At 64.1% G+C, this 23,378-nt stretch carries 26 protein-coding genes; 15 read left to right on the top strand and 11 right to left on the bottom strand.

What is annotated here, in order from left to right; genetic code table 11:
- Positions 1-61: 61 nt before the first annotated feature.
- Together DK261_RS31285 and DK261_RS31280 are read right to left on the bottom strand one after the other, a co-directional pair.
- Positions 62-769, bottom strand: a complete 708-nt coding sequence (locus tag DK261_RS31285; protein ID WP_009048317.1) for a DUF6602 domain-containing protein — start codon at positions 767-769, stop codon at positions 62-64.
- Between the two features lie 142 nt (positions 770-911).
- Complete coding sequence (locus DK261_RS31280; RefSeq protein WP_041986861.1) at positions 912-2,357, bottom strand: SulP family inorganic anion transporter; 1,446 nt, start codon at positions 2,355-2,357, stop codon at positions 912-914.
- A gap of 179 nt (positions 2,358-2,536) precedes the next feature.
- Between DK261_RS31280 and DK261_RS31275 the strand changes: the two genes are divergently transcribed.
- The 4 genes from DK261_RS31275 (at position 2,537) to DK261_RS31260 (ending at position 4,394) form a co-directional block, all read left to right on the top strand.
- Entirely contained in the window at positions 2,537-2,896 is a 360-nt protein-coding gene (locus DK261_RS31275) for a hypothetical protein (RefSeq protein WP_110177390.1), read from the top strand.
- A gap of 168 nt (positions 2,897-3,064) precedes the next feature.
- A complete protein-coding gene (locus DK261_RS31270; protein ID WP_110177388.1) occupies positions 3,065-3,670 on the top strand; it encodes an SCO family protein in 606 nt (201 codons plus the stop codon).
- Positions 3,670-4,161: a copper chaperone PCu(A)C gene (locus DK261_RS31265; RefSeq protein WP_096373760.1), complete on the top strand. Its 492-nt coding sequence runs from the start codon at positions 3,670-3,672 to the stop codon at positions 4,159-4,161. Before DK261_RS31270 ends, DK261_RS31265 begins: the two co-directional genes overlap by 1 nt.
- A gap of 41 nt (positions 4,162-4,202) precedes the next feature.
- On the top strand, positions 4,203-4,394 hold the full coding sequence (locus DK261_RS31260; RefSeq protein ID WP_009048322.1) for a DUF1289 domain-containing protein: 192 nt from the start codon (positions 4,203-4,205) through the stop codon (positions 4,392-4,394).
- Between the two features lie 31 nt (positions 4,395-4,425).
- Here the strand turns inward: DK261_RS31260 and dsdC are convergent, their stop codons facing one another.
- The 4 genes from dsdC to DK261_RS31240 form a co-directional block, all read right to left on the bottom strand.
- Entirely contained in the window at positions 4,426-5,373 is a 948-nt protein-coding gene (gene dsdC, locus DK261_RS31255; RefSeq protein WP_009048323.1) for a DNA-binding transcriptional regulator DsdC, read from the bottom strand.
- A 24-nt stretch (positions 5,374-5,397) separates the two neighbouring features.
- The gene (locus DK261_RS31250; protein ID WP_110177386.1) at positions 5,398-6,750 is read right to left on the bottom strand and encodes a D-serine ammonia-lyase; all 1,353 of its coding nucleotides are present in this window, start codon (positions 6,748-6,750) and stop codon (positions 5,398-5,400) included.
- Positions 6,751-6,775: 25 nt separating this feature from the next.
- A complete protein-coding gene (locus DK261_RS31245; RefSeq protein ID WP_110177384.1) occupies positions 6,776-8,116 on the bottom strand; it encodes a gluconate:H+ symporter in 1,341 nt (446 codons plus the stop codon).
- 219 nt (positions 8,117-8,335) lie between these two features.
- Positions 8,336-8,740, bottom strand: coding sequence for a RidA family protein (locus tag DK261_RS31240; RefSeq protein ID WP_110177382.1), 405 nt, complete (start codon positions 8,738-8,740; stop codon positions 8,336-8,338).
- A 146-nt stretch (positions 8,741-8,886) separates the two neighbouring features.
- On the opposite strand from DK261_RS31240, the gene DK261_RS31235 reads away from it, so the two are divergent.
- Positions 8,887-9,813 (top strand): LysR family transcriptional regulator, encoded by a 927-nt coding sequence (locus tag DK261_RS31235; RefSeq protein WP_110177380.1) that lies wholly within the window; start codon positions 8,887-8,889, stop codon positions 9,811-9,813.
- Positions 9,814-10,098: 285 nt separating this feature from the next.
- Positions 10,099-11,517 carry a phosphatidylserine decarboxylase family protein gene (locus DK261_RS31230; protein ID WP_110177378.1) on the top strand — a complete coding sequence of 473 codons (1,419 nt, stop codon included), beginning with the start codon at positions 10,099-10,101 and terminating at the stop codon, positions 11,515-11,517.
- Positions 11,518-11,579: 62 nt separating this feature from the next.
- On the opposite strand, the gene yghX is transcribed toward DK261_RS31230, so the two are convergent.
- Positions 11,580-12,467 (bottom strand): YghX family hydrolase, encoded by an 888-nt coding sequence (gene yghX / locus DK261_RS31225; RefSeq protein WP_110177376.1) that lies wholly within the window; start codon positions 12,465-12,467, stop codon positions 11,580-11,582.
- A 185-nt stretch (positions 12,468-12,652) separates the two neighbouring features.
- Between yghX and DK261_RS31220 the strand changes: the two genes are divergently transcribed.
- On the top strand, positions 12,653-13,441 hold the full coding sequence (locus DK261_RS31220; protein ID WP_009048330.1) for a DeoR/GlpR family DNA-binding transcription regulator: 789 nt from the start codon (positions 12,653-12,655) through the stop codon (positions 13,439-13,441).
- A 124-nt stretch (positions 13,442-13,565) separates the two neighbouring features.
- Here the strand turns inward: DK261_RS31220 and DK261_RS31215 are convergent, their stop codons facing one another.
- Entirely contained in the window at positions 13,566-14,507 is a 942-nt protein-coding gene (locus DK261_RS31215) for a class I SAM-dependent methyltransferase (protein WP_009048331.1), read from the bottom strand.
- Positions 14,508-14,729: 222 nt separating this feature from the next.
- Between DK261_RS31215 and DK261_RS31210 the strand changes: the two genes are divergently transcribed.
- The 3 genes from DK261_RS31210 (at position 14,730) to DK261_RS33735 (ending at position 16,364) form a co-directional block, all read left to right on the top strand.
- Positions 14,730-15,815, top strand: a complete 1,086-nt coding sequence (locus DK261_RS31210; protein WP_110177374.1) for a colicin E3/pyocin S6 family cytotoxin — start codon at positions 14,730-14,732, stop codon at positions 15,813-15,815.
- Positions 15,812-16,051: a pyocin S6 family toxin immunity protein gene (locus DK261_RS31205; RefSeq protein ID WP_051673129.1), complete on the top strand. Its 240-nt coding sequence runs from the start codon at positions 15,812-15,814 to the stop codon at positions 16,049-16,051. Before DK261_RS31210 ends, DK261_RS31205 begins: the two co-directional genes overlap by 4 nt.
- Before the next feature lie 181 nt (positions 16,052-16,232).
- Positions 16,233-16,364, top strand: a complete 132-nt coding sequence (locus DK261_RS33735) for a hypothetical protein (protein WP_016702842.1) — start codon at positions 16,233-16,235, stop codon at positions 16,362-16,364.
- Between the two features lie 152 nt (positions 16,365-16,516).
- Here the strand turns inward: DK261_RS33735 and DK261_RS31200 are convergent, their stop codons facing one another.
- Positions 16,517-16,903: a VOC family protein gene (locus DK261_RS31200; protein WP_041986842.1), complete on the bottom strand. Its 387-nt coding sequence runs from the start codon at positions 16,901-16,903 to the stop codon at positions 16,517-16,519.
- Positions 16,904-17,166: 263 nt separating this feature from the next.
- Between DK261_RS31200 and DK261_RS31195 the strand changes: the two genes are divergently transcribed.
- Complete coding sequence (locus DK261_RS31195) at positions 17,167-17,547, top strand: RidA family protein (RefSeq protein WP_009048334.1); 381 nt, start codon at positions 17,167-17,169, stop codon at positions 17,545-17,547.
- 124 nt (positions 17,548-17,671) lie between these two features.
- Positions 17,672-19,660, top strand: coding sequence for a U32 family peptidase (locus DK261_RS31190; protein WP_016702839.1), 1,989 nt, complete (start codon positions 17,672-17,674; stop codon positions 19,658-19,660).
- A 109-nt stretch (positions 19,661-19,769) separates the two neighbouring features.
- Here the strand turns inward: DK261_RS31190 and DK261_RS31185 are convergent, their stop codons facing one another.
- Complete coding sequence (locus DK261_RS31185) at positions 19,770-20,315, bottom strand: thioesterase family protein (protein WP_038631562.1); 546 nt, start codon at positions 20,313-20,315, stop codon at positions 19,770-19,772.
- 106 nt (positions 20,316-20,421) lie between these two features.
- Here DK261_RS31185 and DK261_RS31180 point away from each other — a divergent pair, with 106 nt between their 5' ends.
- The 3 genes from DK261_RS31180 (at position 20,422) to DK261_RS31170 (ending at position 22,831) form a co-directional block, all read left to right on the top strand.
- Entirely contained in the window at positions 20,422-21,384 is a 963-nt protein-coding gene (locus DK261_RS31180; protein ID WP_110177372.1) for a GlxA family transcriptional regulator, read from the top strand.
- A gap of 103 nt (positions 21,385-21,487) precedes the next feature.
- The gene (locus DK261_RS31175) at positions 21,488-22,327 is read left to right on the top strand and encodes a helix-turn-helix domain-containing protein (RefSeq protein ID WP_110177370.1); all 840 of its coding nucleotides are present in this window, start codon (positions 21,488-21,490) and stop codon (positions 22,325-22,327) included.
- A gap of 93 nt (positions 22,328-22,420) precedes the next feature.
- Positions 22,421-22,831 (top strand): hypothetical protein, encoded by a 411-nt coding sequence (locus DK261_RS31170; protein ID WP_110177368.1) that lies wholly within the window; start codon positions 22,421-22,423, stop codon positions 22,829-22,831.
- 98 nt (positions 22,832-22,929) lie between these two features.
- Here DK261_RS31170 and DK261_RS31165 read toward each other — a convergent pair whose 3' ends face one another.
- Positions 22,930-23,370 (bottom strand): GNAT family N-acetyltransferase, encoded by a 441-nt coding sequence (locus DK261_RS31165; RefSeq protein ID WP_110177366.1) that lies wholly within the window; start codon positions 23,368-23,370, stop codon positions 22,930-22,932.
- Positions 23,371-23,378 lie beyond the last annotated feature (8 nt).

Genomic DNA, 23,378 nt, shown 5'->3' with positions numbered 1-23,378 from the left:
AAAAGGCGAGCTGCGGCTCGCCTTCTGTTTTTCAGGTATTTGCGGGGGGCGTCGACTGTCGTCAGTCGTCCTCGGCTTCATCCAGGAGCGAGACGTAGCTCTTGATGTCGAAGCGGCTGTCTCTGTTGAAGGAAAGCCAATTGGAGAGGCTGCACAGAAACGCGAAAACCGCGCTGTCCCCGGATGCCTCGAAGTTTCCAGAGGGTTCAAAGCTGAAAAAGTAAGCGGGTTCCAGGCAGAGGATTCCTGTGGGGTAATGCTGATTTTTCTCTCTGCATTCTTCAAACAGCCACTTGGCAATGGTGTCTTTGTCCGGTCCTTTGAAAGCAATGATGTAGGACGGGACCAGGTATTCATTTCTGAAAATGAACTTCTCTTTCGACTTTTTCCGTTGTAGCTGTTGGACCGCATGGCTTTGTGCGAATGCCTCGACCTTCTGCTTCCGCAGGTCGGACTTCACTTCGATGGCGGCCGCCACGGTATCGGCAAAGTACAGCCGTTGCTTGCCGGAGGTGATGGGCAGGCTGAAGCTTTGCTCGCACTCGAGGACGATATCGATCTGGCCCGTGGTTTTTCCGTAGCCGTCCATGATGACGCCGGAGCCATAGCGGATGTTGTGCGGCAGAACCCGAGCCAGCAGGCTTTCGATGATGAGTTCCCTTTCGTTGCCGATGACTGTCGAAGGGTACTTTTGCGATTGCTTGTGCCCAAGCATCAAGTTTTCTTTCAGTGTCTCGATGCTGTTGAGCAACAGGTCTTTCCCTGACATGACTCACTCCGTCTATGCAATGTATGGGGTAAACAGCCCCGCTTGAGGCCGAGGCTGCCCGACAGTAAGGAAACGGGGCGGGGGTGTAAAGGCGTTTGTGGAGCGCCGCAAGGCCCCTGCAGGCGGCTCCGTAGGCCCGATCTCAGCCGTGCTGGATGCCCGCGCGTTTGAGCAACTGCTTGCAGCGCTCGGACAGGTGCGTCACCCGCAGGTGCTTGCCGGCCTTGCCGTAGCGTTCGCGCAGGGTTTTCAGGGCGGCGATGGCCGAGTAGTCGACGAAGCTCAGGTGGCGGCAGTCGAGGGTCACCTGGGCCGGGTCGCCCGCCGGGTCGAAGTGGTTGAGGAAGGAGGTGGTCGAGGCGAAGAACAGGGTGCCGTGGACCCGGTACAGCTTGCTGCCGTCGGCTTCCTCGTGGCTGTCGGCGTAGAGCTCGCGCGAGTGCTGCCAGGCGAAGTTGAGGGCGGCGATGACGATGCCGCACAGCACCGCGATGGCGAGGTCGGTGAACACGGTGATGATGGTCACCGCGACTATCACCAGCATGTCGTTCAGCGGCACTTTGTGCAGCACCCGCAGCGAGCCCCAGGCGAAGGTCTGCTGGGCCACCACGAACATCACCCCGACCAGCGCCGCCAGCGGAATGCGCTCGATCAGGGGCGAGAGGAACAGCACGAACAGCAGGATCATCGTCCCGGCGACCACCCCGGACAGCCGGCCACGGCCGCCGGAGCTGAGGTTGATCACGGTCTGGCCGATCATCGCGCAACCGCCCATGCCGCCGAACAGGCCGGAGGCGATGTTGGCCGCGCCCAGGGCCACGCATTCGCGGTCCGGGAAGCTGCGGCTTTCGGTGATTTCGTCGGTGAGGTTGAGGGTCAGCAGGGTTTCCAGCAGGCCGACCATGGCCATCAGGAAGGCGTAGGGGGCAATGATGCCCAGGGTCTCCAGGTTCCACTGGATATCCGGCAACGCCAGGCGCGGCAGGCCGCCGGCGATATGGGCCATGTCGCCCAGGGTGCGGGTCGGTAGGCCCAGCAGGTAGACCAGCAGGCCGACCCCGAGGATCGCCACCAGCGCCGGCGGCACCGCGCGGCTCAGGCGCGGCAGCAGGTAGACGATGGCCATGGTCAGCGCCACCAGCCCGAGCATCAGCCACAGGGGCGTACCGCTGAGCCAGCGCTCGTCGGCCTTGAAGTGTTCCAGCTGGGCCAGGGCGATGATGATCGCCAGGCCGTTGACGAAGCCGAGCATCACCGGATACGGCACGATCCGCACCAGCTTGCCCAGGCGCAGCAGGCCGAAGGCGATCATGACCAGGCCGCCCAGCAGCACCGTGGCCAGCAGGTACTGCACGCCGTGTTGCACCACCAGCGCGACGATCACCACCGCCATCGACCCGGCGGCGCCGGAAATCATCCCTGGGCGGCCGCCGAACAGCGCGGTCAGGGTGCAGATGATAAAGGCGCCATACAGGCCCATCAGCGGGTTGAGGTGGGCGACCAGGGCGAAGGCGATGCACTCGGGCACCAGCGCGAAAGAGGTGGTGAGTCCGGCCAGGACGTCGGCGCGAAGGCGAGCGGGTTTCATGGTTTACCTGAGAGGGCGGCCAGGAGAGCGGCCGGGGTTGCGAGGGAATGTCGAAAGGCGGCGAATGTTACGGAATAACCGCTGCGCCGGCCACCCGGGGCTTGTATTGCCGGGCGCTGGCGGCAAGACTGCGCAGCCGCACAGCCCGGCGATCGATGCCGGGCCGCCAAGGAGCCTCCATGCCATCAAGCAAACGCGAGCAGGCGCGTCTCGAACGCCGCCTGGTCGCCAGCCTCACCGATGCCTGCGAAACCGCCAAGGCGGAAATCGCCGGGTTTTCCTGGCTGACCCATGTGGCCGATCACGCGGCGTTTCCCGCCAGCCTGAGGGTGGTCTGGGTCTTCGACACCCAGGCCAGCAAGGCCCGGGCCCTGGCCAGCGGGCAGGGCGAACGCATGCTCGAACTGACAGCCATGGCCCTGCATGAAGCAGGTGTGGAGTTGCAGGCGCTGGCGGCCCACGTGCGGTACGACAGCGAAGAACAATGCCAGCGCATCAACGGCGGCAACTGGCAAAAGCGCCTGGCACGGCTCGGCTGAGAGCCGCTGGAAAGCGCGGCTAAACGCCGCACCCGACCATGGTCGCACACAACCTGTCATCCATTTGGCAGGAAGCGGGGCGTCGCGTTTTGCTACCATGCGTGGCTTTTACGGATGAGCCGCCCGGCGGGTCGTCTGGATTTTCGGCTCCTCAAAGGGCGGTAACGAATGAGTGTTTTGTTGAGTCGCCGCGAGGTGATTGCAGGTATGGGGCTGCTCGGCCTCGGTATGTTGGCCGGCTGCGATACCCGGGGCCAGCTGTCGTACAAATATGGCAAGGATCTGAGCGACAAGATCATGGGCCGTACCTTCAAGCTCAAGGACACCGAGGGCAACGTCAGGACGCTCTCAAGCTATAGCGGCCTGATGCCGATGGTGTTCTTCGGTTTCACCCAGTGCCCGGCCATCTGCCCCACGACGCTGGCGCGCGCGGCCCAGGCCAAGAAACTGATGGGCCGCGACGGCGACCGCCTGCAGGTGATCTTCATCACCCTGGACCCCGAGCGGGATACCCCGCAGGTCCTCGACGCCTACGTCAAGGCCTTCGACCCGACGTTCGTCGCGCTGTACGGCACGCTGGAGCAGACCGCGGCCACGGCCAAGGAATTCGACGTGTTCTACGAGAAGATCCCCAGCGGTTCGACCTACACCCTCTCCCATACCGCGACCAGTTTTGTCTACGACTCCCGGGGCACGTTGCGCCTTGGCTTGTCCCAATCGCTTACCGCGCAAGAGTGCGCGGAAGATCTACTGACCGTCATGGAGGTCTGCTGATGTACCCGGCCCTGAATAAAACCGCTATCGGCCAACGCGCCAAACGCATGCTGATCGGCCTGTCCCTGCTGGGCCTGGCTGGCCAGGCCGCGGCCCAGACCCAGGTCGACGACGCCTGGGTACGCGCCACCGTCGCCGGGCAACAGGCGACCGGGGCCTTCATGACCCTGACCGCCAGTGACGACAGCAAGCTGCTCAGCGTCGAGTCGCCAGTGGCCAAGATCGTGCAGATCCACCAGTCGAGCATGCACAACGATGTGATGAGCATGCGCCCGGCGGACTTCGTCGCCTTGCCGGCCGGCAAGGCCGTGGCCCTGGATCCCCATGGTTATCACGTGATGCTGATCGACCTGGTCGCCCAGGTGAAGGAAGGCGACAAGGTGCCGCTGACCCTGGTGGTGGAAAACGCCAAGGGCGAGAAAGAGTCGATCAAGGTCGAGGCCCAGGCCCGCGCGCTGAACATGGCCGACCACAGCAAGATGCAGCATTGATGGTTCGCGGCACCTGCGACGACCGACAGCCAGGCTGAAGCATGGCCAAGGAAATCGACAACCCCTGCATCGCCGTTTGCCAGTTGAGCGGCGACCTGTGCCTGAGTTGCGGGCGCAGCAAGGACGACATCCGCCAATGGAAGCGCATGAAGCGCCCGGAAAAGATGGCGGCGGTGCAGCGGGCGAGCCAGCGCTTGAAGGCGCTGCGCAAGAAGGGCGGCGCCAGCCGCTGATCCTCCCCGGCCGGCCATTGCGTGCCGGCCTTCAGATTCCCGGCGTTTGCGCCGCACACTCCTGCAACCAGGCAATACAGGCCGAGACCCGTCGTGGCAGGGCCTCCAGGGTCGGGTGGACGATGTAGTAATCGTATTCGCCGCTGCGGGTAAACCCGGTGAACGGCAGCACCAGCCGGCCTTGCCCGATGGCCTCGCTGACCAGGTGCTCGCGCCCGATCGCCACGCCGGCATGGTGGATGGCGGCGGTGACGCAGAGGTCCGAGCGATCGAAAGTCACCCCGCGTTTCGGCATGGGCACGCCGTCGCCATGCTGGCGAATCCACAGCGCCCATTCGGAGTCGAAGGTGGCGTGGTCCCAGGCCAGTGAGTCATGCAGCAGGGTGCACTGCTGCAGTTGCTCGACCGCCCCGGTCAATCCATGGCGTTCGGCGTATTGCGGGCTGCACACCGGCGCGACCCGTTCCTGCATCAGCTTGTGCGCCACCAGCCCATGGAACTCGCCATTGCCGTAATACAGCGCCAGGTCGATCTGCCGGGTGCGGAAGTCGATGCGGTCGTTGCCTACGCGCAGGTCAAGCCGGACCCCGGGAAAGCGCAGGCCGAACTCGGCCAGGCGCGGCACCAGCCAGGAATGGGCGATGGACGGATGGGCGTAGAGGGTCAGCGGCCCGGCCAGGTCGGCGTCGACCGGCTGGGCCAGGACTTCGGACAGGTCGCCCAGGGTCTGCTGGAGAATCGCAAAAATACGCTCGCCGGCCTCGGTCAGTTCAACCCGCCGGGTCAGCCGGCGGAACAGCTGGATCGACAGCTCCGCCTCCAGCCGGGCGATGCGATGGCTGACCGCGCTGGCGGTCAGGCACAACTCATCGGCGGCCTTGCTGAAGCTCAGGTGGCGGGCCGCGACCTGGAAGGTGAACAGGTTCGAGAACTGGCTGCTGTTGAGCTTGGCGTCCAGTCGGGGCGGTAGGTTGTACAAGCCGGCGCTTCTCCTGTCGGTCTGTTATGAGCCTTGCAGCACCCGGGCACCTTGCGCCAGATAAGCTTGCATCTCGGTGTCCGGGACCATGCTGCCGCCCGTGGCCCAGACCAGGTGAGTGGCCCGGGTGTACGCCTCGGCGCTCATGCCGCTGCGCCGCAGGTACTGCTCGCGCTGCGCCTGCACGCGGGCGATGCCCGGGACACCGGCCACCGCCGAGGGCTCCAGGTGCAGCTGTTGGTGCTTGGCCATCAGCCAGACCAGGGCATGCAGTTCGTCGTCGCTGACCGTGTAGTAACCCTCGATCAGCCGCTGCATGGCGCGGCCGACAAACCCCGAGGCGCGGCCGACGGCCAGGCCGTCGGCGGCGGTGAGGTTGTCGATGCCGAAGTCCTGCACCGACACCTCGTCATGCAGCCCGGTGTGCACCCCGAGCAGCATGCACGGCGAATGGGTGGGCTCGGCAAATATACAGTGAACGGCGTCGCCGAACGCCAGCTTCAAGCCGAACGCCACGCCGCCAGGGCCGCCACCGACACCGCAGGGCAGGTAGACGAACAGCGGATGCTGGGCATCGACCCGGACCCCGGCCTGTTGCAGTTGCCGGCTCAGGCGCTCGGCGGCCACGGCGTAGCCGAGGAACAGGTCGGTGGAGTTCTCGTCATCGACGAAATGGCAGGCCGGATCGGCGCTGGCCTGCTGGCGCCCCTGGGCCACGGCGATGCTGTAGTCGCTTTCGTACTCCATGACATTCACCCCGTGGGCGCGCAGCTTGTCCTTCTTCCATTGGCGGGCGTCGGCGGACATGTGCACCGTGACCTGGAACCCCAGCCGGGCGCCCATCAGGCCGATGGACAAGCCCAGGTTGCCGGTGGAACCCACGGCGATCCGGTAGCGGCTGAAGAGCGCCCGGGCCTCGGGCGAGTCGAGCACGCTGTAGTCCTGGTCCAGGCGCAGCAGGCCGGCCTCCAGGGCCAGGTGTTCGGCGTGCTTGAGTACTTCATAGATACCGCCGCGCGCCTTGATCGACCCGGAGATCGGCAGGTGGCTGTCCTGCTTGATCCACAGCGCGCCGGGCAGGGCTTGGCCGTAACGAGCAGCCAGTACCGTCTGCAAGGCCGGCAGCGGCTGGATCGGCGATTCGAGAATGCCGTTGTTGGCCAGGGTCTCGGGAAAGGCCACGCGAAAATACGCGGCGAAACGCTCGAGGCGCGCGCTGGCGTCGGCCACGTCGGCGGCGCTCAGCGCCAGGTCGCTCAGGCCATCGGCCAGGGGCGCGCGGGTGGGCGTGAACCAGGTGGTTTCGCGCAATGCCATCAGCTCTTCGAGCAGCGGGTAGCGGCGGGTCCAGGTAGCGAGTGGCTGGCCTGCGATCATGGGGAGGACTCCTGTGACAAAGGTTTTAAATGAAATGAGCGAGGCTCAGGGTCAGCAGCAGGGCCACCACCGAGGCCAGGACCGTGGCGCTGGTGAAGGTCTTGAGCGCGTCGGCCAGCGACACCCCGAGGTACTCCTTGACCACCCAGAAGGCCGAGTCGGTGACGTGGGTCCAGCCGATGGCCCCGGCGCCGATGGCGACCACGATGATCTCCTTGCTGTAGCCGGAGTCGACGCCCAGGGTCGGCAGTACGATGGCGGCGGCGCTCATCATGGCCACGGTGGCCGAGCCCACCGCGAAGTGCATCAGGCCCGCCACCAGCCAGGCCAGCACCACCGGGTTGATGTCCAGCCGGGTCAGGGAATCGGCCAGCACCTTGCCCACGCCGCTGTCGATCAGGATGCCGTTGAAGGCGCCGCCGGCGCCGATGATCAGCAGGATGCTGGCCAGCGGCGGCAGGCTTTTCTGGGTGTGCCCCAGCAGGTCCAACATCGACAGGCCGCGGCGCAGGCCCAGGGACCAGTAGGCGAAGACCACGGCGATCACCAGCGCCACCAGCGGGTTGCCGAAGAACGACAGCAGCACGGACAGGGTCGAGCCGGTGGGCAGGGCGCTGGCGAAGGTCTTGCCGATCATCAGCAGCAGCGGCAGCAAAATGGTCAGCAGGGTCAGCCAGAATCCCGGCAGCACGCGTTCGCCACGGGCCTCGCAACGCTCTTCGAGGAAGGCCGCCTGCCAGGGGTCGGCCTGGCGGCGCGCCACCAGGCGGATCCACAGCGGTCCGGCGACGATGGCGGTGGGCAGGCCGACGATCAGGCCGTAGAGGATCACCTTGCCGACGTCGGCCCCCAGCAAGTGGGTAATGGCCATGGCCGCGGGGTGGGGCGGCAGCATGCAGTGCACGCACATCAGCGACACCGCCAGCGGCACGCCGAGGTACAGCAGGTTGAGCCGGGTTTCCTTGGCCACCACGTACACCAGCGGAATCAGCAGGATATAGCCGACCTCGAAGAACACCGGGATACCGGCGATGAACCCCACCAGCATCATCACCCAGGACGCGCGCTGCTCGCCCAGGGTGTTGAGCAGGGTCTGGGCGATGCGTTCGGCACCCCCCGATTCCTCGAGCATCTTGCCGAGGATGCTGCCCAGCCCGATGATCGCGGCGAGAAACCCCAGGGTATCGCCCAGGCCCTTCTGGAACGACTCGAGCATGCCGTTCAAGGGCATCCCCGAACCCACCCCGACCAGGCCGCAGGCGGCGATCAGCGCGAGAAAGGCATGCACCCGGAACCTGACAATCAACACCACGATCATCACGATCGCGGCCAACAACACCCACAGCAACGCGCCACTGCTTTGCATCGGCCAACCCTCTTATTGATTTTGTGACGGGGTCCGTCAAAGGACTTCGCGGGGCGAGAGTTAACTATCGGGCGCGCGGGGCTGACAAAAGATCATTGGTCAGCAGATGGGTGATGCTGGGTCAGGCGTGGGCACGGGTGTGGGAATGGGAGGGGCATGGCCGATCTGTCCGGCCGTGGAAGCCCGGGTCACGGACGTGACCCGGTCGAGGGTTGTGAATCAGCCGGCGGTGCTTTCCGGCAGTTTGGCGATGACCTTGATCTCGAAGTCGAAGCCATAGAGCCAGGTCACGCCCACGGCGGTCAGCGTCGGGTGCGGTGCTTTCCCCCAGAACTCCGGCACCACCTTCCAGATGGTTTCGAAGCGGGTTTCGGGATCGACGATAAACACGGTGACGTCGATCACGTCGTCGAAGGAGCTGCCGGCGGCGGCCAGGATTGCGTTGAGGTTAGTGAACGCGAGGCGCACCTGGGCCTCAAGGTCCGGCTCGGGCGAGCCATCGGCGCTGCTGCCGACCTGGCCCGAAACGAACAGAAAGCCATTGGAGCGGATCGCCGGTGAGTAGCGGTTGCGCTGGTAAAGCGCCTGGCGTCCGGGCGGAAAAACCACGTCGCGCTGAGTCATGTGTTGCCTCCATCGATAAGGGTCGAAGCCGACCTGGAATGAACGATGAAGCTGACTCTAGGCACTTGCGCCTGGCCGATAAACGAGCAACCGTAGCTATCACTGTTTGTGGAATCCAAACAATCCAATGGTTAGCCGGGGTGGAAATGGACCGTTTTGATGCGATGCAGGCCTTTGCCCGGGTGGTGGAGGCGGGCAGCTTCACCAAGGCCGCCGACACGCTGCACATGAGCAAGACCAGCGTGACGCAACTGGTGCAGCAACTGGAGGCACGCTTGCGGGTCAAGTTGCTCAACCGCACCACGCGCCGGGTCCACCTGACGGCCGACGGCGCGGTGTATTACGAACGCGTGGTGCGCCTGCTGGCCGACCTCGACGATGCCGAGACCAGCCTGTCCAGCGCCTCGACACTACCCAGGGGACGCTTGCGGGTGGATGTGCCCAGTCCGCTGGCCAGCATGATCCTGGTGCCGGCGCTGCCCGGGTTTCACGCCCGCTACCCGGACATCCAGATCGACCTGGGTGTCAGCGACCGCATCGTCGATGTGCTCGGCGAGAATGTGGATTGCGTGGTGCGCGGTGGCGAGCTGACGGACCAGTCGCTGATGGCGCGGCGGATCGGTGATCTCCAGCTGGGCGTGTATGCGGCGCCCAGCTACCTGGAGCGTCTCGGCACTCCCGCGCATCCGCGCGAGCTGGAGGAGTCCTTGCATCGCATCGTCGGTTTTCTCTGGGCGCGCACCGGCAAGGCTCTGCCGTATGCCATGCGCGGTCACGGCGAGAGCCTGCAGATCAAGGGGCGCTACGTGCTGGCGGTCGACGATGGCAATGCCTACCTCGCCGCCGGGCTGGCGGGCCTGGGCGTGCTCTGGCTGCCGGACTACATGGCCCGGGCGCACCAGGAACGGGGCGAACTGGTGCGTCTGTTCGAGGACTGGCAGCTCGATCCGATGCCGATCTACGTGGCGTTCCCGCCCAACCGGCATATCAGCATCAAGCTGCGGGTGTTTATCGACTGGGTCGCCGAGCTGATGGCCCGGCACGCGCCGGTCGCCAGCCGAGTGGGGGTGTGAGGCGGTCGGCTCTATAAATTTCTGCCGGCCCCCCGAAACCCGCCGGAGCAGCTTTACTTGTCCAGGCAAGTCGCGCCTGTAGATGGCCGTTCGGCCGCCGCATTCTGCCCGGGACCGGCATTGCGAGAAGGACACGGAGTGTCGTTCAACCCCGTACATAACCCTTGTCGCCCCCCTGACATGAACGCCTGCTGGAGCAGTCGTTTGCTGGCCAGTACCTCACCGCAGTCTGGTCGCGCCCGCGCCATCGCCGCCCGGGCGCCGCCTCTTTAAAGGAGTAAAGAAATGACTCAGTACGACAAACAACTCAGCAACCCCAAACAGCCTTCGCGGCAGGCGCGCCTGGAAAGCACCGGCGCCGAGCGCCTCACGCTGGCCAACGCCGGACCGATCCAGATGGGCTTCTGGGTGCCCAACCGGGTGTGGGCCACGGCCAGGTTCCTGGTGCCGCTGCGCGACCTGATCGCCGAGAAGAAAAAGGCCGGCACCCTGACGCCGATGCGCAAGGAAATCATCGAGTTCAAGACCTGGGTTACCCACAACAGCGTGTACCGCATGTGGATCAACTCGATGATCGAACAGTCGAACGACTACGTGGCGACCCTGGACGAGGCGACCAAGGAGCAGATCAAGGACTCGGACGGCGATGCGCTGTGGATCGCCGGCTATGACAGCTTCTTCGAGATCCTCAACGAGATCATCAGCACCTCATCGTCGTTCAACGCCACGGCCCAGGTCGGCACGCCGATGAACGCCTTCCTGGCGGTGTCGATGGGCACCGAGGCGGGCGTCGCGCTGTTCCATGACACGACCTTCAACCAGCAGTTCAAGAAGGTGCTCAACGCCTGGAACAGCTTCCTCAAGAGCAGCGCGTCCCTCGACAAGCTGGATATCAACGACCCGGAAAAAGAAGGCTCGTGGATCTCCAAGGCGGCCCACGAGGCCGGGGTCTGGACGCAGATGGAGCATGATCCGAACCTGCCCGGCTACGGCTTCGATTCCTGGAATGCGTTCTTCATCCGCAAGTTCGTGCCTGGCGCGCGGCCGTTCCAGGGCAACGCGCTCACCCAGGTCAATATCGGCTGCGAGACCACGCCCTGGCAGTACGAAAACAACGTGGCGTTCGAGACCGAATTCTGGATCAAGGACGTCAATTATTCGCTGCTCGACCTGTTCGGCGGCCAGGAGCAGTGGGCCGCTCCGTTCCAGGGTGGGCAGGCGTACCAGGGCTTCCTCTCGGCGACCCATTATCACCGCTGGAACGCGCCGCTCGACGGCAAGCTGGTGCGCTCCTGGGTACAGCCGGGCACCTATTTCGCCCAGCGTCCGGCCCAGGGCGAAGGCGAGGGCACCTGGGAGGGCACCGAGTCGCAGCCGTATCTGGGGCATGTCGCCGCCCGGGCGATCTTTGTCTTTGAGCACCCGACCTGCGGGTATGTCGCGCTGATCTGCATCGGCATGGTCGAGGTCTCGACCTGCGTGATCGAACCCCAGTTCATCGTTGACCAAGGCGCCGCCCCGGTGAACATCACCCGCGGCACCGAGATCGGGCATTTCGAGTTCGGCGGTTCGACCCACATGATGATCTTCCAGAAGGACCGGGTGCAGCTGGAAGCCTGGGCGTTGAATGCGGTGCAGCACCAGAACGATCCGCAACCGACGCCCATGGGCACGGTGATCGCCACGGCGTTGCTGAAGGAGTGAGCTGCTGAGTGCAGGCGACGGCGCGCTCGCGCCGTCGTCTTTAAATGCTGTCAGCCGTTGGCCTAAACCAGGTATTTGCGAAACCACGCCAGCGTCCGGTCCCAGGCCAGGGTGGCGGCTGCCTCGTCGTAGCGCGGGGTCGAGTCGTTGTGAAAACCGTGGTTCACCCCGGGATAGATATAAGCCTCGTAAGTCTTGCCCGCGGCTTTCAGCGCCTGCTCGTAGGTCGGCCAGCCTTCGTTGATGCGCGTGTCCAGTTCGGCGTAGTGCAGCAGCAGTGGCGCCTGGATTCGTTCGACCTCCGCGCTGTCCGGCTGGCGTCCGTAAAAGGGCACGGCTGCCGCCAGTTCGGGATAGGCCACGGCCGCGGCATTGGCCACCCCGCCGCCATAGCAGAAGCCGGTGATGCCGACCTTGCCGGTGCTGGCGTCGTGCTCGAGCAGCCACTGGATGGCGGCGAAAAAGTCGTTCATCAGCTTTTCCGGATTGACCTTCTGTTGCAGTTCGCGGCCCTTGTCGTCGTTGCCCGGGTAGCCGCCGACCGACGTCAGGCCGTCGGGGGCCAGGGCGATGAAACCGGCCTTGGCCAGGCGCCGCGCGACGTCCTCGATATAGGGGTTGAGCCCGCGGTTTTCATGGGCCACCACCACCGCCGGCAACTTGCCTTCGGCATTTGCCGGGCGCACCAGGTAACCCCGGACCTGTTCGTGGCCCTTGGGCGAGGGGTAGGTGATGTATTCGGCGACGATCTGCGGGTCGGTGAACGACACCTGTTCGGCCAGGGCGTAGTTCGGCGTCAGGGCGGCGAGGGTGGCGCTGGCGGTCAGCCCGACCAGGGTGAAGGCCGCCGCCCGGTCGAGGAACTCGCGGCGGCTGATCTTGCCGTGGGCGTAGTAGTCGTAGAGTTCGAGCAACTCGGGGGCGAAGTCTTTGGCACTGAGACGTTCCATCGCGCGCTACCTCTTCAATCATGGGGGACGTCCTGGTGCCGCACGGCTTGTAGGCGGGACAGGTTCGACCTGGGATTGAATCAGTAAAGCAAGCCTGGGCCCCGGCGGCCAATGCGCAGGGTGAGCATTGTGTTTGGGCGGGGCCTTGGCTAATCTCGCATAAACACGCAAAAGCAGGCATAAGCATGCAAAACCAGCATTCAGTCGCCGAGCTGCCCCATGTGCGCCGGCAGAAGATCCTGTTGCTGCTCGAGCGCGACGGCAAGGTCATGGCCTCCGAGCTTGGCCAGCATTTCGCGGTCTCGGAGGACACCATCCGCCGCGACCTGGCGGAGCTGGCCGATGCCGGGCTGCTGCAGCGGGTGCATGGCGGCGCGCTGCCACGACCCAAGGACACCGGCAAGGATGTGTTCACCCGCCTGGGCGAAAGCAGCGAGGTCAAGCGCCACCTGGCCAGGCTCGGCGCGCAGCGGGTGCAGGAAGGGCAGATCGTGATGTTCGACTCGGGCTCGACCACGCTGCTGATCGCCCAGTCGCTACCTGCCGATATCGGCATCACCGCGGTCACCGCTTCGCCGCTGATCGCCATCGCCCTGGCCGAGTACCCGCGCAGCCAGGTGATCCTCGCCGGTGGCCGGCTCAACCCGGCGACCCTGTCTTCCGGTGGCCATGAGGCGGTACGCCTGATCCAGGGCATCCGCGCCGATCTGCTGTTCACCGGAGTGTGCGCGATTCATCCGGAAGTCGGCATCACCTCGCTGCACTTCGACGAGGTGCCGGTGAAACAGGCCCTGCTCGACAGCGCATCCCAGGTGGTCGCGGTGACCACCGCCGACAAGCTCGGCGCGGTGGAACCCTTTGCCGTGGCGCCGTGCAATCGCCTGCATACGCTGATCACCGAGCAGCACCTGGCCTCGGGCAGCATCGAGGACTACCGGCGCCTGGGCATCGAGGTGGTGCAGGCGCCGGTGTGACGGCGGCGTGAGGTGCCGGGCTTTACGGCCTGGCATCCGCGCATTCATCACGACGCGGCCCAGGCCTGGGGCGGTGGATTGCGAGTGCGGACTTACGGCAAGTCAGACCTGAGATGCTGCGCGCTTATTCGACCCGGCGGAACACCAGGGCCTTCAGGCCGCTTTCGATATCGGTATCGGGAAACTCCGGCGGGTTGTCCAGGCGTTGTTCGAAGCGCAGTCCCGGGGCTTCGCGGGTAACGCTGTCGATCAGGAAGTCCGAGGCGACGGCCGGGTCGTTCATACAGGCCAGCACGCAGCCGTCGGCGGTGAGCAATTCCGGCAAGCGCCGCAGTACCCGGGCGTAGTCCTTGGTCAGCAGGAAACTGCCTTTCTGGAACGAAGGCGGGTCGATGATCACCAGGTCGTAGGGGCCGGCGTTCTTCACCTTGCTCCAGGACTTGAACAGGTCGTGGCCGAGAAAGGTTACCTGGCTCAGGTCGTGGCTATTGAGCCGGTGATTGTCGCGGCCTCGGCTCAGGGCCGGGCGCGACATGTCGAGGTTGACCACATGGGTCGCGCCGCCTTCGATGGCCGCCACCGAGAAGCCGCAGGTGTAGGCGAACAGGTTCAGTACGCGCTTGCCCCGGGCATTGGCGCGCACCCAGTTGCGACCGTAGCGCATGTCGAGAAACAGGCCGTTGTTCTGCTTCTTGCCCAGGTCCACCCGATACCGCAGGCCTTCCTCGACCAGGGTCCATTCCTCGATAGGTTCGCCCACCAGCCAGTCCACCGGGCTTTGCAGCTGATAGCGGTGTTGCAGCAGCAGGGTATGGGCGCCACAGGCCTGCCACTGCGGCGAGGTGCTGATCGCCAGCAGCAACTGCTTGAGCGCCTCCAGCTGTTCCGGCTCCGGCTCCTTGAACAGCGCCACCAGCACCACGCCCTGCAGCCAGTCGACGGTCACCTGCTCCAGCCCCGGCCAGCAACGACCGCGGCCATGGAACAGGCGCCGGGTTTCCGCGGGAGCGGACGCCAGGGCTGTCAGCAGGTGATGGTGCAGGATGGAGAGGGCTTCGGAGTTCATCGAAGGAGGGCCGGCAATAAAAGGGCGGGCATTTTAAACACAACTGACCGTGATGACTTACAAAACCAATGTCTACCCGATTTTAAAGAGATGTTTAACGACGAATCTTCAGAATTGTCCTAACTACCAACTGCCGCCCTTCAGGGTAACGTCCAACCGCCAACTGCAACTATTCGCCTCCTCCCGGAGGCTTTTTTATGGGTAATGCGGAAGCGGACACGGATGAGCGGCTATGTACCCAACGCCCCGAAGGGCTATCGCGATAGAGGCGTGGAACCTGTCGATCTCGGTGAACAACGCTGGGCCGAATACAAGGACCTGCCAGCCAAGCCAGAGGCAAAGCCTGGTCCTGTTGGCTGTGTCTTCGCCAAGTCCTGCACCTTGCCCAATGGGGTGATAAACCATAGCAACCCCGGTGGTTTTGTGCCCGTCGAGTTGCTGAAGCAATACGGTACTTATGCGGTGCTGGGCACCGGCCCAGTGATATCCGCAGGCGGTACTCCACTGCAATGGGTGGGTGGTTCGGGGAGTGCTTCGGGGCTGGTAGCTCGTCTTGGTGGCACCTTGGCCTTGGCGGGTTCCGCCGCTGTGGGTTTCGCGGCATTACTGCTGCCTGACGATACGTCGGCTGACAGTGCGTTCTATACCTCCGAGCAATACGCGCAGTTGAACCAAGGGAACACCCGTGTACGGGTCAACGTAAAACACCTGCCGGATGGTTCTGTGAGTGTTTACGGGTTCTATACCGGGACCAAGGCAGAGTGGCAGCAGGTGCCTGTTATCGAAGCGAAGAGCCTTGGCGATCAACTGGTAGCGGATTTGGGGAACGGAACTGAGCTCATATGGACTCCGGCAGCCGATCCAAACGCCGTGCTAGGCATCCCCACGCTGGAAGGCGCCTCGTTGAAGCCCGGGGCCTGGGTTTTTCCACCCACTGAGCAGGCCGATAAGATATTGGTCAATCCAGTGCATCCGCCCGACTACCAAGATGCAATCATCTGGTTTCCGAACACCGGTATCCAGCCGATTTACATCTCGCTAATCCTGCCAGGAGATCACAGCTACTACCCCAAACCTAAAAGCTTCCCTGCATTCCCTGGCCTCAAGCTGGCGAGACCTAAGACTCGGAAAAAGGGTGGCGGCTTGCGTGACCGCTGGAAAGATAAAGACGGCACACTCTATGAGTGGGACTCTCAGCATGGGGCATTGGAGAAATACAACAAGCGCGGGAAACATCTAGGTGAGTTCGACCCGATAACGGGGCGGCAAACCAAGCCGGCAGACAGATCCAGGGAAATTGAACCATGAAGTACGAACTGAAATTCGAGATATACGGCATACCTCCAGATGGCGATGAAGCGGTATTCGAGATGGAGTTACCAACGCTCACCACAGAATGCCTGATGCCTGTGATGGGCTGGCAGAGCGAGGCGGAGGCCGTGAGCAGCTATTTTCTAACCCCCGAACAAACTGATGCAATAGAGCATCTCGCGGCGATCACTCTGCCAAAAGACCTGGACTTGTTCCTTAGCTGTCATGGCTGAGCCACGAAGAAGCTTGGCGGCACCCTGAAGCATTTAACTTTGGGAGTTCCCGAGGGTGAGGACAGGTTCTTGATGTTCAACAAATGCCGCGTGGGGAACGCGGCAAGTCAGTGGCCTGCACCCGTGCCGATGGCCGGGTGCCATGTCGAGCGGGGCTACCGATCAGGTGTGGAACAGGGCGATGGCAAAGGAAACCACGATCATGCAGGCGACTGCAAAATTGATATTCATGACGTACTTGTCCGACGGTATTGAAGGTGGCGCCATTCTGAAGGCATCGGCGGAAAATAAAAAATCCGCTTTCATGATTTGAATGATCGACGGCAGTGATGATTGGCGGCGTCGTGCCCGACAGGCCGTAAAACGGGGAGCGAGTGGATATCTGCGCGAAGCTGATTATTCAGGCTTCGCGCAATCCAATGAGATCGTCGAGGGCCTGCCTCCAGTTCGCCATGCCATGGCTGTTCAGGTCTGCTGGACGATCTGGATAAGGTTGCCGCAGGTGTCGTCGAAGACCGCCAGGGTCACCGGGCCGGCGACCGTCGGCGGTCGGGTGAACTGCACACCCAGGGCACTCAACCGGGCATATTCGGCGTGCACATCCTCGACCCCGAAGAAGGTGAAGGGAATGCCATCGCGTTTCAGCGCCGAGGTGAACGGCTTGGCGGCCGGGTGGGCGTCGGGCTCCAGCAGCAACTCGACGCCGTCGGGGTCGCCGGGTGAGGTCAGCGTCAGCCAGCGATGCTCGCCCATGGCGATGTCGTGCTTGAGCTGAAAACCCAGCACATCCCGGTAGAAGGCCAGGGCCTTGGCCTGGTCGTCGACGACCACGCTGGTGATCATGATCTTCATGGGTTGGTTCTCCGTATTGATGCGCGAATGGCCAGCAGGATATCGAGGGCCTGTCGGCGATAAATGCCTGGCAGGGATAATAGTCGGGCGGCAGCGTCGCCCGCGCCCTGGAGTGTTACAGGCTGCCACCGGGCGAGGAGGGAAGGCCGGGTTTTCCAGCCGATTCCCGCACGACCCGGCGCCGGGGCTGTAAACTGGCGCGCCAAAGCCGTTGCCCAGCAAGGCGCCGGCCATCCTTTATGACCCCCGAACAAGAGAGCCCCATGGCCAACCACGATATCGACTTCATTCCCGATCCCGACGCGGACTCCATCTCTTCCGACGTCGCCGGCTTCGCTGGCATCCTGGTTTCCACCCAGATCCCCACCCGCGCCGACGGCAGCCTGGAACTGGGCGGCATCACCGCGCAGAGCGAGTGCACCCTGCAGGCGCTCAAGGTGGCCCTGGAAAAGGCCGGCAGCTCCATGGACCGGGTCCTGCACCTGACCATCTACCTCACCGACATGGCCGACCGCGCCGCGTTCAACGAGGTCTACCAGCGCTTCTTCGCCAAGCCCTGGCCAGTGCGCGCCGCCGTTGGCGTGGCGTCCCTGGCGGTCGAAGGCATGCGCGTGGAAGTCACCGCGATGGCGGCCAAGGCCTGAGTTCCAGCCTTTGGCCGGTGGCGCCGCTCGGCGAGTGCGCGCCATCGGGCAGTACACGGGTGCCGGTCAGGCGTTTCGCCGCTACAATGCGCGCCTCGACCGTGACAAGCCTGACTAAAAAAATATGTCCTTGCCCAAGCATCACCTGGAATTGCTCAGCCCTGCCCGCGATGTAGCCATCGCCCGCGAGGCCATCCTGCATGGCGCCGACGCCGTGTACATCGGCGGCCCGAGCTTCGGCGCGCGCCACAACGCCTGCAACGAGGTGAGTGAAATCGCCGAGCTGGTGGAGTTCGCCCGGCGCTACCATGCGCGGATTTTCACCACCCTCAACACCATCCTCCACGACAACGAGCTGGAGCCGGCGCGCAAGCTGATCCACCAGCTGTACGACGCCGGCGTCGATGCGTTGATCGTCCAGGACCTGGGCGTGATGGAGCTGGACATTCCGCCGATCGAGCTGCACGCCAGCACCCAGACCGATATCCGCACCCTGGCGCGGGCCAAGTTCCTCGACCAGGCCGGTTTCTCGCAACTGGTCCTGGCCCGTGAGCTGAACTTGCAGGAAATCCGCGCCATCGCCGACGAAACCGACGCGGCGATCGAGTTCTTCATCCACGGCGCGCTGTGCGTGGCCTTCTCCGGCCAGTGCAACATTTCCCACGCGCAGACCGGCCGCAGCGCCAACCGTGGCGACTGCTCCCAGGCCTGCCGCCTGCCGTACACCCTCAAGGATGAAAAGGGCGGCGTGATCGCCTACGAGAAGCACCTGCTGTCGATGAAGGACAACAACCAGAGCGCCAACATCCGCGCCCTGGTGGAAGCCGGCGTGCGCTCGTTCAAGATCGAAGGGCGCTACAAGGACATGGGCTATGTGAAGAACATCACCGCCTACTACCGCCAGCGCCTGGACGACGTGCTCGAAGACCGTATCGACCTGGCCCGCGCCTCCAGCGGCCGCACCGCGCACTTCTTCCTGCCCGACCCGGAAAAGACCTTCCACCGCGGCAGCACCGATTATTTCGTCACCGATCGCAAGATCGACATCGGCGCCTTCGACTCGCCGACCTTCACCGGCCTGCCGGTGGGCGTGGTGGAGAAAGTCGCCAAGCGCGACCTGCAAGTGGTGACCCATGAGCCGCTGTCCAACGGTGACGGCCTCAACGTGCTGGTCAAGCGCGAAGTGGTGGGGTTCCGCGCCAACATCGCCGAGCCCAAGGGCGAGTTCGAAGAAGATGGCGAGAAACGCTATCGCTATCGCGTCGAGCCCAACGAGATGCCGGAAGGCCTTTACAAGCTGCGGCCGAACCACCCGCTGAACCGCAACCTCGATCACAACTGGCAACAAGCCCTGCAGAAGACTTCCGCCGAACGTCGCGTGGCCCTGAGCTGGGTCGCGCGCCTGCGTGAAGAGCAACTGGAAGTGACCGCGACCAGTGAAGAAGGGATCAGCGCCAGCGTGACCCTGAACGGCCCGTTCGGCGTCGCCAACAAGCCGGAACAGGCGCTGGAGCAACTGCAGGACCTGCTCGGCCAGCTCGGTACCACGCAGTACCACGCCATCGACATCAAGCTCGATGCGCCGCAGGCGTACTTCATCCCCAACTCCCAGCTCAAGGCGTTGCGCCGTGAGGTGATCGAAGCCTTGACCGCCGCGCGGATCGCCGCCCACCCGCGTGGCAGCCGCAAGGCCGAGACCACGCCACCGCCGGTGTACCCGGAATCGCACCTGTCGTTCCTGGCCAACGTCTACAACCAGAAGGCTCGCGACTTCTATCACCGCCATGGCGTGAAGCTGATCGATGCGGCCTACGAGGCCCACGAAGAGGCCGGCGAAGTGCCGGTGATGATCACCAAGCACTGCCTGCGTTTCTCCTTCAACCTGTGCCCGAAACAGGCCAAGGGTGTGACCGGCGTGCGTACCAAGGTGGCGCCGATGCAGCTGATTCACGGCGACGAAGTACTGACCCTGAAGTTCGACTGCAAGCCGTGCGAGATGCACATCATCGGCAAGATGAAAGGCCACATCCTCAACATGCCGCAACCGGGCAGCGTGGTCGGCCACATCAGCCCCGAAGACCTGCTCAAGACCATCCCCCGCGCTCCGCACTGAGTGAGTGGGCGGGCGCGTCGCTCGCTCACTCGGTCAAACGCTGGCTGTCGCGCATCAACGCCATTGTCGACCTGGGTCGGCAATGGCGTTGTTGTCTCAGCGACCTGCCTCAACGCGCCGGGTTTTCTTCCGCGCGCAGTTGCACGCTCATGTCATCGCAGCTTTGCGACCAGTCTTTCAGCCACTGTGGCAACTCGGGCGATAGTTCCAGGCCCAGTTCATGGACGAACTCACCGGGGGCGATCGTGCCTTTGGCCGAGCGGAACAGCCCGCGCATCACCACCACGCCGGTGACCCGGCCTTTGCTGACGAAGCGGTGTTCCATAAAACTCCATTTTTCGTCCCAGCCGAGGATCCGGCTGTGGACCTCGAAGGCTTCGAACAGCTTCAGTTCACGGCGGAACTTGCCCCACACATCACCGACGATCGGCACCGCCCTGTGGCGCAGGGCCACGCGGTAGGCGCCGCTGCGCAGGACGAAGTCCATGCGCCCGAGGTCGGCCAGGGTGAAGTAGCGGCCGTTGGTGACGTGCAGGTTGAGGTCGAGGTCGAGCGGCCAGACGCGCATGCGCACGACGGTGGTGGCCAGGCCTTCGACCGGCTTGCGCCACGGACGACGAAACAGCATGAGCAGCATGCGGAACCAGAGATTCATGAATACACCGATGATTGAAAGGATGGCCGCACTTTAGGCAAGGGGGATCGGCTAAGCTAGGTGCGCAAATGACTTTTTTCATGCGAAAAGCGCAACGGAATCCACTATGCACGTCACCTTGCTCCTGGCCGATCACTGTTCCGCCGCCAGCGCCACCCTGGCCCTGGAAGTACTGAGCGCCGCCAACCTGTTCGCCGACACCGCCAACGCGCCGTTCGAGGTGGTGGTCGCCTCGCTGGATGGCGCCGATGTCAGCGCCTGGGGCGGGCAAGCGCTGCGGGTGCAGCAGTCCGTGGCCGAGATCGCCCAGACCGACCTGGTGCTGATCCCCGGTTTTCTCTTCACCTTGAAGGAGGCCTTGCCGGCATTTGCCGGCTATGGGCCTTGGCTGCGACAACAGCACGCTCGGGGTGCGGTGTTGGCCTCGATGTGCACGGCCACCTTCCTGCTGGCCGAAGCCGGCCTGCTGAAGGGCGCCCGCGTCACCACCCACTGGGCTTTCGCCGAGCTGTTCCGGCGGCGTTATGCCGGGGTTGAACTGGACGAGGGGCAGCTTCTCTGCGAGGACCGGGGCCTGATCACCAGCGGCGGCGCGAGCGCGGCCATGGACCTGCTGCTGCACCTGGTGCGGCGTTTCGCGTCCCTGGAGCTGGCGCAGAAATGCGGCAAGTACCTGCTGATCGACAAGGTGCGCAGCGAGCAGTCGGTGTATGTCATGTGGTCATTGCCCAAGAGCCATGGGGATGGCGAGATCCTGCGGGTGCAGGACTGGCTGGAGGAACACTTCGACCAGCCGCTGCTGATCGACGACACGGCCCGGCGCTTCGGCTTCGGCGTGAGGAACTTCAAGCGGCGCTTCAAGGAGGCCACCGGCTACACGCCGCTGGCCTATCTGCAGACCCTGCGCCTGGAAAAGGCCAAGGAGCTGCTGGAGTCCACGCGCATGACCCTGGACAGCATCACCTACAAGGTGGGCTACGAAGACAGCAACTCGTTTCGCCGGCTGTTCCAGCAACGGGTCGGCCTGCTGCCGGCGGCTTACCGCAAGAAGTTCCAGGCCGCCGGCTGAATGCCGGCGCTGCTTGGCGAAATGCCCCGCGGCCAGCACAATCCCCTGCGTCAGGGAGTCGGGCCGGTCAGTGGCCCAAGTCTCATCCTCCACGGGTTTCGCCATGCCGGTACTGCACGACCAATATCAACCCCAGGACCCGGACCGGATCGACCGGCCGCTGTATGCGCTGCGGATCTCCATGCAGGCCACGCGCTGGGAGCGGCCCTGGCACAGCCATCGCAAGGCGCAGCTGCTGTTCCCGCTGGCCGGGGTGATTACCTGCGAGACCGATGAAGGCCTGTGGATGGCACCGCCGCACTGCGCGGTGTGGATTCCCGGGGATATGCGGCACAACGTGCGGGGCCTGGAGCGGACCGAGAGTTACTGCCTGTTCGTCGAACCGGAACAGGTCCGCGGCCTGCCCGGGGCCTGTTGCACCCTGGCGGTTTCGCCGCTGTTGCAGGCGTTGCTCAAGCGGTGCGTGGAGGTGCCCGAGCTCTATGACCTCGACGGCCCGCAGGGGCGCTTGATGGCGGTGGCCCTGGATGAACTGGCCGCCGCGCCCCAGGAGCAGATCCACCTGCCCATGCCCCGACACCCACAGCTGCGCGCCATGGCCGCGTCGATCATCGAGCAGCCGGCCGAGCGTCGCAGCCTGGGTGGCTGGGGCGAGCAGATCGGCATGAGCGAGCGCAACCTGAGCCGTCTGATCCTGGCCGAGACCGGCCTGAGTTTCGGCCAGTGGCAACGCCAGTTGCACATCCTGCTGGGGATCAAGCGCCTGGCCCGGGGCGAGTCGGTGGAGAGCGTGGCGCTGGGCCTGGGTTATGAAAGCGCCAGTGCCTTTATCCGCATGTTCAAGAAGGCCGTGGGCCAGCCGCCGGCGCGTTTCCTCGCCGAGCGCAGAATGCTGCTGGGCGACCATTCGGCGGTCCGGGACGTGGAATCTTCATTTGGCTGAATCGGTCAATCGCTTGTCCAGATTGACTGATGCAGACAAGGTTTCCTTTGCAGATGATAGGTATTCTTGTTTGTCTCTTGTCGAGGAAGCCTTATGAACATCGACCATCGTCAGTTTCCCCTGGTCTGGATGCACTACCGCGGCGCGGCCGGCCAGACCGATCCTTTCAGCCAGCTCGACCAGTTGCTGCAACGCCAGAAGCCCTTTGTGCTGGTGACCGCCGACGCGCCTGGGGAACAACCGCAGCCGGGCGAAGACGCACAGGCCAGCCTCAAGCAGGCCTCCTTGTGGATGAAGCGCAACAAGGAGGCGATCCGCCGCTGGATCCGGGCCAGTATCGTCATCGCCCCCGACGGCGCGACCCAGGCCCGGGTGGAAGCCTTCGCCGACACCTACCGCAAGTTCTGGGGTTACCCCCTGCTGCACTGCGCTTCGAAGGAGGCCGCCGTGACCATGGTCGACCAGTTGCTGGGGCAAAAGCGGATCAACAGCCATAACTGGTGAGCCAACCCCTTCCTCTGTAGGAGCGAGCTTGCTCGCGATGAACGATAACGCAGTGGATCAGGTACTCCGCGGCGCGGCCATCGCGAGCAAGCTCGCTCCTACAAAACCTTGCTCATAAAGACCCGGCTGCTGCCTTCGGGGGCGCAGGGGATTTCGCCGAAGCGTTGCCAGCCGTGTTTTTCGTAGAAGGACGGCGCCTGGAAGCTCAGGGTGTAGAGCACGGCCGAGCGGCAGCCGCGGCGCCGGCCTTCGTCTTCGCACGCCTGCAGCAGTCGGGCGCCGAGGCCCGCGCCGCGCAGGCTGTCGGGCAGGTAGAACAGGTCGATGAACAACAGGCCCAGGGAGGTGCGGCCGCTGATGCCGCCCAGGACCTGGCCGGTCTCCGGATCCTGGAGTTCCACGGCCAGGGGCTGCCGGTCGTGGTAGCCGGTCATCTGCTCATTGAAGGTGGCGAGGCCGTTGCCGAGCAGGGTTTCGAAGCTGCTGTCGAGGGTGTCGCTGATAACGATCGAGGGGCTGGCCGTGACGGCGTGTTTCATAGGGGGTA

The sequence above is a fragment of the Pseudomonas sp. RW409 genome (assembly GCF_003184125.1).
Lineage (GTDB): Bacteria > Pseudomonadota > Gammaproteobacteria > Pseudomonadales > Pseudomonadaceae > Aquipseudomonas > Aquipseudomonas chlororaphis_I.
Note: the sequence above shows the minus strand (reverse complement) of the source record. Positions and strands in the feature narration are given on the sequence as shown.

Bases quoted from the DNA above. Each gene is read 5' to 3' on its own strand.
- DK261_RS31205 (WP_051673129.1), top strand. From the start codon at position 15,812: ATGAAGTACGAACTGAAATTCGAGATATACGGCATACCTCCAGATGGC.
- DK261_RS31250 (WP_110177386.1), bottom strand. From the start codon at position 6,750: ATGATCGCAGGCCAGCCACTCGCTACCTGGACCCGCCGCTACCCGCTG.
- DK261_RS31165 (WP_110177366.1), bottom strand. From the start codon at position 23,370: ATGAAACACGCCGTCACGGCCAGCCCCTCGATCGTTATCAGCGACACC.
- DK261_RS31195 (WP_009048334.1), top strand. From the start codon at position 17,167: ATGGCCAACCACGATATCGACTTCATTCCCGATCCCGACGCGGACTCC.
- DK261_RS31240 (WP_110177382.1), bottom strand. From the start codon at position 8,740: ATGACTCAGCGCGACGTGGTTTTTCCGCCCGGACGCCAGGCGCTTTAC.
- DK261_RS31190 (WP_016702839.1), top strand. From the start codon at position 17,672: ATGTCCTTGCCCAAGCATCACCTGGAATTGCTCAGCCCTGCCCGCGAT.
- DK261_RS31185 (WP_038631562.1), bottom strand. From the start codon at position 20,315: ATGAATCTCTGGTTCCGCATGCTGCTCATGCTGTTTCGTCGTCCGTGG.
- DK261_RS31230 (WP_110177378.1), top strand. From the start codon at position 10,099: ATGACTCAGTACGACAAACAACTCAGCAACCCCAAACAGCCTTCGCGG.
- yghX (WP_110177376.1), bottom strand. From the start codon at position 12,467: ATGGAACGTCTCAGTGCCAAAGACTTCGCCCCCGAGTTGCTCGAACTC.
- DK261_RS31180 (WP_110177372.1), top strand. From the start codon at position 20,422: ATGCACGTCACCTTGCTCCTGGCCGATCACTGTTCCGCCGCCAGCGCC.
- DK261_RS31280 (WP_041986861.1), bottom strand. From the start codon at position 2,357: ATGAAACCCGCTCGCCTTCGCGCCGACGTCCTGGCCGGACTCACCACC.
- DK261_RS31175 (WP_110177370.1), top strand. From the start codon at position 21,488: ATGCCGGTACTGCACGACCAATATCAACCCCAGGACCCGGACCGGATC.
- DK261_RS31235 (WP_110177380.1), top strand. From the start codon at position 8,887: ATGGACCGTTTTGATGCGATGCAGGCCTTTGCCCGGGTGGTGGAGGCG.
- DK261_RS31210 (WP_110177374.1), top strand. From the start codon at position 14,730: ATGAGCGGCTATGTACCCAACGCCCCGAAGGGCTATCGCGATAGAGGC.
- DK261_RS31265 (WP_096373760.1), top strand. From the start codon at position 3,670: ATGTACCCGGCCCTGAATAAAACCGCTATCGGCCAACGCGCCAAACGC.
- DK261_RS33735 (WP_016702842.1), top strand. From the start codon at position 16,233: ATGGCAAAGGAAACCACGATCATGCAGGCGACTGCAAAATTGATATTC.
- DK261_RS31275 (WP_110177390.1), top strand. From the start codon at position 2,537: ATGCCATCAAGCAAACGCGAGCAGGCGCGTCTCGAACGCCGCCTGGTC.
- DK261_RS31220 (WP_009048330.1), top strand. From the start codon at position 12,653: ATGCAAAACCAGCATTCAGTCGCCGAGCTGCCCCATGTGCGCCGGCAG.
- DK261_RS31260 (WP_009048322.1), top strand. From the start codon at position 4,203: ATGGCCAAGGAAATCGACAACCCCTGCATCGCCGTTTGCCAGTTGAGC.
- DK261_RS31270 (WP_110177388.1), top strand. From the start codon at position 3,065: ATGAGTGTTTTGTTGAGTCGCCGCGAGGTGATTGCAGGTATGGGGCTG.
- DK261_RS31245 (WP_110177384.1), bottom strand. From the start codon at position 8,116: ATGCAAAGCAGTGGCGCGTTGCTGTGGGTGTTGTTGGCCGCGATCGTG.
- DK261_RS31170 (WP_110177368.1), top strand. From the start codon at position 22,421: ATGAACATCGACCATCGTCAGTTTCCCCTGGTCTGGATGCACTACCGC.
- DK261_RS31285 (WP_009048317.1), bottom strand. From the start codon at position 769: ATGTCAGGGAAAGACCTGTTGCTCAACAGCATCGAGACACTGAAAGAA.
- DK261_RS31215 (WP_009048331.1), bottom strand. From the start codon at position 14,507: ATGAACTCCGAAGCCCTCTCCATCCTGCACCATCACCTGCTGACAGCC.
- DK261_RS31200 (WP_041986842.1), bottom strand. From the start codon at position 16,903: ATGAAGATCATGATCACCAGCGTGGTCGTCGACGACCAGGCCAAGGCC.